Origin of the sequence: uncultured Cyclobacterium sp. (assembly GCF_963976465.1) — a bacterium.
GTDB lineage: Bacteria > Bacteroidota > Bacteroidia > Cytophagales > Cyclobacteriaceae > Cyclobacterium.
On the sequence record NZ_CAXBOC010000095.1, the window covers coordinates 1 to 13,204 of the forward strand.

Below are 13,204 nucleotides of genomic sequence, written 5' to 3' on the forward strand. Positions count from 1 at the left end.
CCCCGCCGTCTACTTTAATTCCGGAAGTCATCAAATGAGAAAGCACCTGATCCACCGTATTGGAATTAAACAACCATTTATACAATTGGCTTTTGTCTATCCCCGGTTCTGCTTCTTCATTGCTTGGATCACCAAACATCTCCTCATACTCCTTCTTATCCTCCGCGGACAACTCTGCATATTTGATCCCTTCACGCATAAATTTTAGCGGTACGCTGATCGCTTTTGGTGGAACCAAAAAACCATCATTAACAGCCTCCTTCAACTCATAGGCAAAGGTTGGATCCTCGTCTTCAATATCAAAAAGTTCATAAGTATTGTGGTCCACATCTTTTTTGGGCGTGGCGGTCAAACCCCATAAAAAAGCATCAAAATATTGGAAAATGGCCCGGTACTTTTGGTAAACCGATCGATGTGCTTCATCAATTATGATCAAATCAAAATGCCCCACCCCATAAAACCTACCTTCGCCGTCTTTGGCTTTATCGATTTGGTTGATCATGGTGGGATAGGTAGAGAAAACCAACCTGGTGGCATCGTTTTCTTTCTCTTTGGTCAGGTCAATACTCGTCAGATCAGGCAGGTGTTCGGTAAAAGCGTTTTTTGCCTGAGTAACCAGGGCATTTCTATCGGCTAAAAAAAGCACTCTTTTGGCCCAATTGCACTTCACCATCATGTCTACTATGGAGGCAGCTGTTCGGGTTTTACCACTTCCCGTAGCCATTATCAACAGGCTCTTCCTGTGCCTTTGCTTTAATTTACCATCTTTGATTACAGAAAGATTTTCTGCCACCCGCTGTATGGCTTCGGTCTGATAGGGTCGACCGGTGATGTCAGGGTTTATTTTAAACCCCCTGAGATCAAACCGCTCCACACGCCTTCTAATGGCCAATTCCAATTGATCTTTGGTCATAAAGCCGCTGACTTTTCTATCGGGAGCAAATTGATCATCCCAGAGGTAAAACTCAAAGCCATTGGTATAATAGATCAGGGGACGTTGTTTGAATTTCCGTTCCAGACAATCTGCATAAAGGGTGGCTTGATGCCTACCCTTTTTGGCGCTAAAGGTTGTTTTCTTTGCCTCGATTACCGCAAGAGGCAATCCATTGTCACTCCATAGTACATAATCTACAAAGCCGACACCTGTAGGATTGGTGGACAGAGGCATGCCTGTCACTTCATACTCCAATTCATAGCCGTTTCTCAAGACCTTCCACCCGGCATCTCTTAAGGCATAATCTACGTATTGCTGGCGCGTAAAAGCTTCAGAAGGGCTAGTGGGCATGGCCTCGGGAATGGCTTTCACTTCTCTGGCTTTTCTGAGCGCACTGAGTTGTTGCTGGTGCTTTAAATTATTGATCCGTAACAATTCATTGGCAGCTTCTTTTTCTTTCAAAGCCAGGCGTTCCCTTTCACGCAGTTCTTCCAGTTCCAACAGTTTTTCCTGAAGCAGGGCAACTTCTTTCTTGGTTTTCTTTAGCTCGTCCCCTGTAGGAATAAGGGCATCATTAAATTCCGGAATCTTAATCTCTTCATCCGCATAAGCAGCCACCATAAAGGCTGAATAGCGAAACAAGCATTTCAGTAAATGCACCGCATTTTCAGCCTTTATTTTCTCATTGTGAACGGCGCTATTACCAATTTTCCTTATCAGATGAAGCTCTCTTATAAGGTTACCATAAGGATGAAAAATCTCCCTAAAGCTTGGCTCAAACATTAAACTTGACAAGTTTTTATCAAAGGGCCAATGGAGCTCTGCATCATTTTCATACATCCAGTTTACCCCCAATTCCAATGCTGCCCTTGCATTAAAACAAGACTCTACCGGGCTGGTCAGGGCAAAATGCTCTGCCTTCCGGGCCTTCTCGGCTATGGCTGGAAACTCGGACGCTATAAACTGGAAGTTACTCATTTATTTAACCTTACTACTTCCATAGAATTTATATAGGCCAGTAAAAAACCTATTTGTGTTGGCTGAAGGTTGTGTTTTTGGGTTTCCATTGTTAACTGTTTTATTTCACTAACTCTCCCTTAAATGCTTTTTGTAATAGGCTGTTAAAAAGGTTTTCTGATTCTAAATATTGATTTCTTCCTATCAATAGTTGACTATTCAAACCTTCTATAATCTTTGAAAAATATCGTTGTTTAGAGATACTAGGCACTTTCAATCTTATTTTTTTAAGGTCTCCTAACCCGAAACGTTGTCTTGTACCCTGGACAATAATAGGTTGCAAAACCCTCAAGCCTAATTTTGAATTAAACCAGAATTGCAAAAATTCAGGTGTTACTTTTTCAAGATTTGGTCTCAACCTAATTACATCTTGGGTGATAACTGCTAAAGCATCATTAGGGTATATTGCAGTTGCTCCGGGAGGATCACCAACTTTTGCAATTAGAACATCACCTTGTTTCACTTGGCAATTCTTTAGGTATTGAGCTTTTTCATTTGTGATAAATACTTGGCTTTTCCATTGAAACTCTCCGTTTCTTATATCTCTAATGTAGATTACTGGAATCCCTTGATTTGTCAGCTCACTCGTTAATAAATCACTTCCAAATGGACCATTACTGAATGTTCCTTTCTCTGAGGTATCAGATAATTCAAGCATCGAAAAATCCTCTCCTTCTATTTCTCCAAACATCTCCAGAAAGATGCTTTGGGCGAGTTCATCGTATTTGGCGAGAAGCTGTTTGGTTTTTTGGCGGTGGGCATCTGCTGCATCTAAGATGGCCGCTATCTTTTTTTGCGTCGCTAAGGGAGGGAGGGGGATTTTGAGGTTCCTAAGTATTTTTAGAGTTATAAACTTTTGAGTCCCCCCTTTCATTTCCTTTTCAATCTGACTAAAAATAATTGGAGAATTAAGAAGATGAAGGAAATAGGGAGTATATAATCTATCATCCTTGAACTTAAACAAAGCGACATTCTTTATAGCAAAATTAGGTTCTTCCTCGACATAGGCATAATTGCCTATCGAACCTATCATTGAATACAATACATCTCCTGCATCTACCTTCGACCGCTTGTTTATGGAGTCATAATCTTCTTTAGTAACATAATTAACATCATCTAAGCTAATGACTCCGTTTATTAGGTTTTTAGATGTTATCAAAGGATAACCGGCAGAGACATACTTTGGGCTATCATGGGTCCCATCCCTAACATCTATTAATTCACTCGATATATGATTTGGCCAGCTCATGCAAGAAGTCCCTCCAAAATCTTAAGCGCATCAGCACGTTGTTGGTCTAAATTTTTAATCTCCTTAATTATCACCTCCGGCTTTTCATATTCTACCTCCTCGTAAACAATTTCTTTATAGCGATTAATACTCAAGTCATAGTCGTTATCGGCAATTTCTACCTTGGGTACCAGGAAACTTTGTTCGGTACGGGCTCGGCTGGTTTCCTTCTTTCGGTTTTGCCAGCGATTTTGGATATCAGGGATATTGTTTTTGCTATGGGCTTCCTCAATAGACTTCTGTCCATAGGGCACTTTTTCTTCCGCCGCTATCCCTATACCTAGCGCTGTCTCTATTTCTTCTTCTACTGTTTCATTTTTGCTGAGCAGCGGTGATCGCTTGTCATCTAAGCTAAAACCATCGGCTTGCATGTCATAAAACCATACCTGATCCGTACCTCCACTATTGGTCTTAGTAAATACCAATACGGCTGTACTTACTCCTGCGTAAGGCTTAAACACACCTGAAGGCATGGAGATTATGGCATCGAGTTTTTGGTCTTCGACCAGGGTTTTGCGCAATTCCTTGTGGGCCTTGGAAGAGCCGAAAAGTACGCCATCCGGTACAATCACCGCTGCTCTCCCACCTACCTTAAGCATCCGCAAGATCAGGGAGATAAAAAGTAATTCGGTCTTTTTGGTTTTGGTGGTGCTTAGCAGAGAACTTTCCACCACATCATAGTCCAAGCTTCCCTTAAAGGGTGGATTGGCTAAGATCAAGGAATATAGATTTGTCTGGTCCTCATTGGCCTCACTTAGTGCATCCTTGCCTATAAGGTTTGGGCTTTCGATGCCATGCAGTTGCAGGTTCATGGCCCCGATACGAAGCATGGTGGCATCAAACTCCACTCCGGTAAACATTTGATTGTGAAAATGCTTGCGAAAACCCGCATCCAGAAACCAATCGTCATGATTTTCATACAAGTACTCTGCTGCCGACACTAAAAACCCTGCAGTGCCCGATGAGGGATCACAGATGGTGTCTTCTCTCTGCGGCTGCATCATGTCCACCATCATGCGGATAATATGTCGTGGTGTACGGAACTGTCCATTGGTACCTGCAGTAGCAATCTTAGAAAGCAGGTACTCATAAAGGTCGCCTTTGGTGTCCCTGTCCTGCATATTGATTTTATCAATCATCTGCACCACTTGGTCGAGCAAGCGGGCCGTAGGAATCATAAAAGTGGCTCCTTTCATAAACTCCGCAAATGCTCCGGCCTTTTTGTCCATCTGTTTCATGTGCTCAAAGACCGTCAGCCCATTGGCATCCGGGCGAGTGAACAAATTAAACATGGTTTCAGGGTCCTTGTCTTTGAAATGGCTCCATCGGAAATCCTGTTGATCAGCTGAGAAAAACTCCAGCTTTTTATCTATTCCCATCTGATTGGCCTTTTTCTCCTCCAGTGTTTCCATCTCATCCAGCCTTCGGATAAAGATAAGGTAAGTCAATTGTTCGATAACAGTCAATGGGTTGGCCACTCCTCCCGTCCAGAAGGAGTTCCATATTTTATCTACTTGTGATTTTAATTCTCCGGTGATCATTTGGTTTTTTTAAGGCCTATTTCATCCATAATTAATACAATGAAAATCAAGCCCAATGAAAAGTATTAAGTTAACAAAATCGAATTGAAGGCAATGAAAATAGCAAAATGCAATACAATTAGGCCACCCCAATAGCTTCAACCACCTAAAACTAAAGAATAATTTAATAAGTTGAAATGAAATATTCTAAACCTTCACTTTTTTAAGTTTACTGAAGCTTATTTAAAACAAATTCCAGACTTAGGATCTTTATGAAAAAAAAAATCATGACTTTGCCCCTTAATATTCAAAAAAATCATCAAGAATCTTGCTCTTTATTGTTGTTGAAATTTATTTCTTTTTTCTGATGGTCTAACTTAATCTTAAAGTATTCTTCTTTTTCAAAACACTCTTTAAATCTCTTTTGAGCAATTTTAATTTCCTCTTTAGAAAGGTTTGATTTACCATACTTCCCCACCTTTGGGTGAAGGGCTGTTAAAAACAGGGAGTTTTTAACCTCTATTATATAATAATAGATTCTATATCCACCCCTACCTTCAATCCTCTTTTTATAGAATGGGTTAGGAGAGGAACAATTTAATTTAAAGCCCTGGTAACTTTTCTCTCCATTAGACACTCCATCAAAAAAACAATACAATTCGGATTGGAGACTTTTATAACTGTTTTTTTTCAATAGTTTCTCAATCTCATTTTTTACTTCAGGAATACAATAAAACTTCATTAAAACCTTGAGATTATTTTATCAAGTGCTAAAAATTCGGAATCGGCTCTTAATTCGAAAAAAATCATTTCAGTATCATCAATACTCTCTTCAAGTAATTCAACCTCATTTCTAAAGCTTGACACCTTTTCAGGACACAATCCTTCAATGTTACTTCCTTCAATTACTTCCAATTCTTTTTTGAAACCCGTGAGAATTCCTTTAGAAATATGCAGAATTGAGCTAACTACTTGAGTTGTTTTTTTATCCAGTTCACCTTCTATCAAGGTAAGCTTTTCTAGCTGAGAGGATACGATTTTCATCAACTGAATTTTTACATTCAAAAAATTGCTGAATTCTGAGATAGCATCCAAATAATGATTCAGCTTCTCTTTGTCGAGTGTTCCTACATTCCGCACCATTAATGAGCTCTCTCCAATCTCATCAAAAGTATCTCCAACAGATGGGTTAATTAATTCATTCATGGGTCAAAGGTTTAAAGGTAAATCTTGGTTTTAAATCAAAAGCACCAACAAAATACTCATTGTAGGTAACATACAAACATCTGTTCTTAAATACTTCACAATATTAGTTTTTTTGTTGCATTGTTAATATTTAATACCTAATAAAATCAAAAGGATAAGTACCTATGTTTATCCTTTTACACCAACCAATTTTCGATTTTACTGTGTTGTTTGTTGCTCTAGCTAATAATATAACGAAAAAAAATGAAAAGTTGTTAATTCTTACTGCAAAAGAAAATTTACAAAAAGTTAGTTCTTACACCAAAATTACCCCCCCATAAAAGCAAAAGACACACCCTGGGACGCTGTTCTACGGGTAGCGTGGTGTGTACTGTTAATAGAGAAATATTCTATATTCCAATTATTGCACCAGGTGAAGAACTTTGGCATATCCCCAGCCTTTTCTAATTGAGCAAACCCCATCCATACCTCCGCAATGTGCTCAACCTTAATATGACCATCGCCAACCAAACCCTTCCCCCTATAAATTTTTAGGGTTTGAAAGCCGGTGTTTTGTAATTTTCTTTCAATATTGCAAAAGGATTAAATTCCTTTTCATTTAAATTTAATTGAAGCATGAAGCTACTCACTCCATTCGCTCTTCTTTTGGTACTATCGACAACATTAGGTTGCAAAAGTCCTATTGGGGTATCTACTGAGGAACTGGAAAATTTTGAATCCAAATTGACTGCAGGGGAATTTTTCTGGCAGAGCAGGTACGGGAGCTATATCGACTTCCAATTTCAACCGGAAGGAACCGTATATGCCCTAATCAATGGTAAACCCGATTCACGATTGAGAGGTAATTGGTCATTTGAAAGCAGCAGCGGTGAACTTCAAATTGCCTGGGAAGGGGGGAGACAGTATGCTTCGGTAATCAAGAAAATTGAAAATGACTGGGGCAAAATCACATTTACATCCAAAATTCATGAATATGGTGACAAAACCCTGACCCGGCTAAAACTTCTGGACGATAGGTTTAACAGCAAGGAGTGATCAGCCTCTTACAAAAGTCTTTGCAATTGCTGCACTTACCATCCCAAGTTCCGAAATCCTAAAATTATTCTGCAGAACTATCTTGGGCAGAAAACACCCTTTTCAATAATGCCGTTGTTCTTTCGGCTGGATTTTCTCGAATGGCTTTTTCTTCTTGGGCCACTAGCTTAAACAAACCCTGAATAGCCATTTGTGTCACATAAGCATTCAAATCAGGATCTAACTTGCGTGAGGTGGTAGGGAAAGCATTGTATCTATTGACCAAATCTCCATAATAACGTGTAGCGCCTACTTCATTTAGAGACTCCTGAACATGAGGCTGAAATAGAGCCGTTAATTCTTCAGTAGTGGTTCTTTGGAGGTATTGGGTGGCTGCATCATCTTCTCCTCTTAAAATATTCCAGGCATCTGTAATGGTCATTTGCTTGATGGCTGCAATAAAAATTGGCTTGGCTTCTTTGGCTGCATTTTCGGCACCTCTGTTAATGGTGGTGATCACCCGGTCTACTTGAGATCCCAAACCAACTTTCCTTAATGTTGATTCTACCCGTTGCACATCTTCGGGCAGGGCTATCCTTATCAGGTCATTCTTTAAAAATCCATCTGTAGCAGATGCCAAATTAGCTCCTTCGGTCACGCCTTTAATGAGCGCTTCTTTAAGCCCATTGCCAACTTCATTTTCTGTAAGTGCTGATTCACTGGCAGCAGCTAAAAATTTATTGACTTCTGCTGCTGTACAGCCCACCAAAGAAAAGACCAATAGTGCAAAGAATGTTTTAGATAGATATTTCATTTTATATTTTTTTTAATCTTCAAATATATGGACAACACCTCTTATTCTGAAGGCCGGCACCTAGGGAAGAGGTTAATTTTGGTTAAGGCAAAAATTCTTTAAACACCTTGCCCGCTATGCTAAGCAAAGATTCAATTTTCCCAACGGGTCATTATTTCTTGAATCAAGGTTTCTTGTCCTTTTTTACTTAAATGCCCATGGTCTATATAATTGGAAAGATCTTTGGAGAAATCAAAGAATTCAGGATTATTGAAATTATAAAAATTCAACAGGCTCCCTCGATTGCTATTGGCACTTGAAAGAATATCCTTCCAATATTCATCCATTTTGTCTCTGTGAGCATTATATATTGGAAAAGGTACCGGGTGATAATAAACGAAAGTCCGTATGTTATTGGTTTGCAATAATTTCAATAGTTCTTCAAAATCTTTTCTTTGATCAGTCCTGATTTCAAACTCACTTACCTTCACATTGTCCACTTCTTCCAAAATTCTATTGGACACATCCTCTACCCTAAATAGTGGTTCAAAAGAATTGCTCCCATGTGTTTTATACTGATTTTTGGGATATTTGTTTGGCCAAAGGTTGAAATATCGGATAATAGCCAATCCATACACTCTTAATAAATTTACTGAGCCTAAAGCTTTCCAGTAGGTATCAGGATTCATATAGTCTGACTCATCTATGCCTACATTTGAGGTGACATAGGGATGGATACAAACAATGGCTTCTTCAATGTTTCCATTGTTATCGACCACATTGCTGGCCAAGGACAAGATATTGTTAATTCTTGCCCCCATAAGGCTTAGATTATAATAGTTTTTATCCTGAATATGATCGGGGTTTAAGTTGGCAGAAAGCGAGGGACCTAAGATCATCCCTTCAAAGTTTTGTGGTACAAACTCGAAAGTCATCAGGTACTTTGAAAACCTCTCTTCTCCATAAACCCGCACCTGCTCTTTGCTCTTAAAACCAAACAACCCAAAAACATCCAAAAACATATTGAGAAGCCCGAAGCCCAACATGGCTCCTGCAATACAAAGGAGTAAAACCTGAAGGTATTTCTTGAATTGTTTTTCCATAGATTAAAAGTCAAAATACAAAAAGTCATTCTTAACAATGGAGTTTAGGTAAATCGCATTGAGTAAAAACAACAAGATATTTAATATTAAATAAGTGAACGTAGGCTTCAGTCTTCTACCTAATTCTATGGCATTGGGCACAAAGAGCAATACCACACCGGCTATCCATACAGGTAAGTCATAAAAATTACTTACGAGGTAAAAACCTTCCTCACCAGACATCCTGAAAAACATGCGCTGTAACATTTCTATGGAGCCATTCCAAGATTCTGCCCTAAAAAACACCCAGGTGATGTTCACAAACATAAAGGTGAGCAAAAGTGCCAAAACCTTGGGTAAGTTCAATCCCAACTTGGTCCACTCTCTGTGAATTACAAGCGCTATTCCATGCAAAAACCCCCAGAAAATAAACGTCCATCCGGCACCATGCCAGATACCTCCAAGCAAAAAAGTAATGATCAGGTTGATGCTTGTTCTCAAATTCCCATTTTTATTTCCTCCCAAAGGGATATAGACATAATCCCGGAGAAACCGACTTAAGGTCATGTGCCAATTCCTCCAAAACTCCTTAATACTTAATGATTTGTAGGGAGAATTGAAGTTTTGAGGAAGCCGAATATTAAACAAAAGCCCTAGCCCTATGGCCATGGCTGAATAACCACTAAAATCAAAATAAAGTTGTAAGGAATAAGCCAAAGAAGAGGCCCAGGCTTCTGCCGATCCTAAAGAATTAATATTGGCATATCCTTTGTTAGCTATAAGAGCAAAGCTGTCAGCGATTACGATCTTCTTTGCCAGCCCCATCATGAAAATAAACAAACCTCTGGACAGGTTGTCGTAATTGATTTTAGTAAGATTAGGCTTCCTAAACTGCCCCATCATTTCAGAATGGTGCACAATAGGCCCGGCTATCAATTGAGGAAAAAAAGAGACAAATAACCCGTAGGAAAATAAACTTTTCTCCTTCGGCGTTCCTTTATAACTATCTACCAAATAGGCAATTTGCTGGAAAGTATAAAAGGATATACCCAGCGGAAGAACGAGGTTTAGATAACCAACAGAGAGGTCGGGAATAAAATTAAGGTTGTAAATGAGGAAGTCAGTGTATTTGAAAAACACAATGCCTAATAAATTGACAGTTATGCCAAATACTAGTGTTTTTTTCTTTCCAGGGTAAATTCTTTTGGAGATAAAATAGTTGAATCCTATGGAAAAGAGAATCAGCGCCAAGTAAGCGGGATTCCACCAACCATAGAAAAATAACGAGCAGCTAAGGAGCCAGATACCCGTGAAAGGTGATTTTAGCTTAGGGCCGAAAAAATAAAAAACTAAAAGGGTGACAGGCAGAAAGCCTAGTAGAAATTCAAAAGAATTAAATAACATTTTATTTTAAGTTCAGCTAAAAAATTTAATATTAACATATCCTTAATAGGCAAATAAGCGAAATGAAAATAAATACCCATCGAAAAGGTTGATTAATTCTTATAAAAAATTAAAGAAAACCTATCTATGGTTGATTTCAAATTTTCAGATAATTTCATGCTGATTAATATTTTACCTAAAAGTAAATTTATGGAAATGTGATGATTTCACGAAACATAATACCTGAAAATATACTTCTTCTATTTAAAACTCTTTTTCCACTAAAATTTTTAACTATTTAACTTAAAATTGTAATAAAGATACCCATGCAACTCTCCTTCCAAAAATCCTTTTACGCACTTGCTTTTGTATTTCTCCTTTTGTTTGCCATGGTTACGGCCAAGAGTGTGTTAATATCTTTATGCTTTGCCTTATTACTATCATTTATCCTTCATCCACTGCATAACTTTTTGATGCGTAAAGGTGTCCCATTAATTCTAGCGGCATTTTTGGTTTTGATCACTTTTTTCTTGATTATAATTGGAGTGTTTACATTCTTTTCTGCAGAGATTATCTCACTTTCAGATGAGCTGAGCAATTTCAGAGATAAGTTGATGACCTTGTTCACTGATTCTATAGTTTATTTAAATGAAAATGTAAGTTTTCTAGGGAATCTGGAAAAAGAAAAAATTCTATCTGATGCTAAATCTTGGGCTAAAAGTGGCGCAACAGACCTCATAGGCACTACCTTCAACAGTACCACTAGCTTTTTTACAGGCCTGTTTACCACAATCATTTACTGCTTTTTATTTTTGATATATAAGGATGGCTTGGTAAATGCATTTACTCGTTTTGCTCCTGATGACAAAGAGTCAGAATACCTTCATATGCTTAAAAAGATCCAGCTCGTTGGCCAAAAATACCTATCAGGAATGCTTACCTTAATCCTTATTCTAGGCTTTGCCAATAGCATTGGGTTATGGATCATAGGCCTTGACAATCCATTCCTCTTTGGTTTTTTAGCAGCCTCTCTTTCCATAATTCCTTACGTAGGAACCACCCTCGGCGCAAGTATACCGGTACTTTATGCCTTTATGTCTAAAGATGAGCTATGGGTACCTTTAGCCGTTGGGCTTATGTTCTGGCTTATTCAAGTCATAGAAAGTAATTTTCTAAGTCCTAAAGTGGTAGGGAACAGCGTGAATATAAACGCCCTTGCAGCCATTCTAAGTTTAATCGTTGGAGCATCCGTATGGGGCGTGGCTGGGATGATACTATTTTTGCCCTTTGCTGCCATGCTAAAAGTTGTTTGTGATCATTACGAGCCACTTAAACCCTTCGGCATGTTACTTGGCGACGATCAATTCAACGAAAACGAAAAGAATTCCAATTCTTGGTTTAAAAAAGTGAAAGAAATGTTTTAGGCTAGCCCAGAAAATTTGGGTGAAAAGATAGCAATCCTATCAAAACCTGAAATATTAGGTTTTGATAGGGTTGCTTGTGGCTCTCCTAGCTTTAAAGCTAAAGCTTATTTTTGTTCAGAAAGGTAAGTTATCAAAGAAGCAAATTCCTCATAGGACAATGCATTGGCCAAACCTTCCGGCATCATAGAATTTTCCAATTCCTTTCTATCTTTAATATTTTCCGTCAAAATAGTAAAAGCCTGTCCGGCAATATTTCGGATCACTATCCTTTCGGCACTTTCAGCAGTAACAAATCCAACATAGGATTTATCGTCTTTGGTATCTACCATTACGGTAGCAAAACCCTGAGATATCGAAGCATTGGGTTTTAAAATAGACTCAGCAATTTGCTCTCTACTCATAATACTGCCTATTTGCCCCATAAAAGGCCCTTTCATGGCTTCATCGGCTGATATACTGTGACAGGCTTTACATCCTTGTTTTTGGAAGATTGCTTTTCCTTTTATTGGGTCACCTTTCACCTCTTGCATGGCCAAAAGGATATCTTCTATAGAGGATTCTCCCACCTGGCCTTTTTGATTCTTAATTTTTTCCAAGTCAATTTCCGGTTCCTCAATCGTTTCTGTGACAGAAAAATCTCCACCAAATGCTGTAATTCCCATTCGGTTTTTTTCGTTGAGCATTGCAATTACATCCCGATCGCTTGAGGTCCCATTGTCCCAAATATTTTCAAACAGCTCCTTAATTTGTGCCGATCCGGACCATAGTACTGATTTATAATACGGCCCATGGGTATCTGGTCTCGTGCCCCACCACCAAGAACCATCATAAGGAGCTTCTTTGGTATAAAGTCTCGCCAATGTGGTTAGGATACCTTGTTTTAACTCTAGATCTTCTGTTCCGGCACCATTATATTTGGCAATCAGCCCTTCTATTGCAGCATTGGAGTGCATATAGCGCAAGGCCCAAAGGCCTAATTTTGAATTCTCTGTACCCACAGCATTCAAACTCTCCTTATCAGCATCTAAGGCTACTAAGGCTCTCACCGCCAAGTGAGGTAAAATAATTTCCGAGTTCGGTGTGGCATGTGGTCCCTCTTCGCCGAATGCCGGTGCTCGAAATGAATCAGGTACTTCAGTTTTCAATAAATGAGGAATGGCAGCTTTGTCTCCTATCCTACCCAAAGCGATAAGTGCAGCAGCTTTTACCCTTACTGAAGGCTCATTCAAAGCCTCAACAAATGGGGCGATGGACAAACTACTTAAAAATGCTTTTCGGTCAGTGATTGCCCGTATAACGTACTTTTTAATGGCTGAGTCATTCATCAATTCCAATAATTGAGGAACTGCCTCTTCTCCGAGAATTTGACTATAGGCATACATGGCTGCTACTCTCGAATAATCCGGTGCATCAGCATCAGTAACTAAATCCCAGGCTTCAGAAGCTGCATCTTGGCTACCTCTTTTGATTAACTCTTGCTGGGCATAAATTCTAATGGTGGCGCTATTTTCCAATAACAAATCCACCAGGTCATCAATATCAG

Annotated in this window: 10 protein-coding genes and 1 pseudogene; 2 read left to right on the forward strand and 9 right to left on the reverse strand. The window is 39.0% G+C overall.

The features are described from left to right. The 5 genes from AAC037_RS07455 to AAC037_RS07475 all read right to left on the reverse strand — a co-directional run. Positions 1 to 1,912 (reverse strand): DEAD/DEAH box helicase family protein (locus AAC037_RS07455; RefSeq protein WP_339902389.1); only part of this gene is annotated, 1,912 nt, incomplete at its 3' end. A gap of 100 nt (positions 1,913 to 2,012) precedes the next feature. Continuing rightward, a complete protein-coding gene (locus AAC037_RS07460) occupies positions 2,013 to 3,200 on the reverse strand; it encodes a restriction endonuclease subunit S (RefSeq protein WP_339902390.1) in 1,188 nt (395 codons plus the stop codon). Continuing rightward, the gene (locus AAC037_RS07465; protein WP_339902391.1) at positions 3,197 to 4,780 is read right to left on the reverse strand and encodes a class I SAM-dependent DNA methyltransferase; all 1,584 of its coding nucleotides are present in this window, start codon (positions 4,778 to 4,780) and stop codon (positions 3,197 to 3,199) included. Before AAC037_RS07465 ends, AAC037_RS07460 begins: the two co-directional genes overlap by 4 nt. A gap of 298 nt (positions 4,781 to 5,078) precedes the next feature. Continuing rightward, positions 5,079 to 5,453 (reverse strand): hypothetical protein, encoded by a 375-nt coding sequence (locus AAC037_RS07470; protein WP_339902392.1) that lies wholly within the window; start codon positions 5,451 to 5,453, stop codon positions 5,079 to 5,081. A 47-nt stretch (positions 5,454 to 5,500) separates the two neighbouring features. After that, positions 5,501 to 5,965 (reverse strand): hypothetical protein, encoded by a 465-nt coding sequence (locus tag AAC037_RS07475; RefSeq protein ID WP_339902393.1) that lies wholly within the window; start codon positions 5,963 to 5,965, stop codon positions 5,501 to 5,503. Between the two features lie 615 nt (positions 5,966 to 6,580). Between AAC037_RS07475 and AAC037_RS07480 the strand changes: the two genes are divergently transcribed. Then, positions 6,581 to 7,000 (forward strand): hypothetical protein, encoded by a 420-nt coding sequence (locus AAC037_RS07480; protein ID WP_339902394.1) that lies wholly within the window; start codon positions 6,581 to 6,583, stop codon positions 6,998 to 7,000. Positions 7,001 to 7,064: 64 nt separating this feature from the next. On the opposite strand, the gene AAC037_RS07485 is transcribed toward AAC037_RS07480, so the two are convergent. The 3 genes from AAC037_RS07485 to AAC037_RS07495 form a co-directional block, all read right to left on the reverse strand. Beyond that, complete coding sequence (locus AAC037_RS07485; protein WP_339902395.1) at positions 7,065 to 7,793, reverse strand: DUF4197 domain-containing protein; 729 nt, start codon at positions 7,791 to 7,793, stop codon at positions 7,065 to 7,067. Positions 7,794 to 7,924: 131 nt separating this feature from the next. Next, positions 7,925 to 8,875, reverse strand: coding sequence for a hypothetical protein (locus AAC037_RS07490; RefSeq protein WP_339902396.1), 951 nt, complete (start codon positions 8,873 to 8,875; stop codon positions 7,925 to 7,927). 3 nt (positions 8,876 to 8,878) lie between these two features. Further along, on the reverse strand, positions 8,879 to 10,105 hold the full coding sequence (locus AAC037_RS07495) for an MBOAT family O-acyltransferase (protein WP_339902397.1): 1,227 nt from the start codon (positions 10,103 to 10,105) through the stop codon (positions 8,879 to 8,881). A 458-nt stretch (positions 10,106 to 10,563) separates the two neighbouring features. On the opposite strand from AAC037_RS07495, the gene AAC037_RS07500 reads away from it, so the two are divergent. Beyond that, positions 10,564 to 11,661 carry an AI-2E family transporter gene (locus AAC037_RS07500; RefSeq protein WP_339902398.1) on the forward strand — a complete coding sequence of 366 codons (1,098 nt, stop codon included), beginning with the start codon at positions 10,564 to 10,566 and terminating at the stop codon, positions 11,659 to 11,661. Between the two features lie 104 nt (positions 11,662 to 11,765). Here AAC037_RS07500 and AAC037_RS07505 read toward each other — a convergent pair. Beyond that, positions 11,766 to 13,204, reverse strand: a pseudogene (locus AAC037_RS07505) (heme-binding protein); the annotation flags it as partial.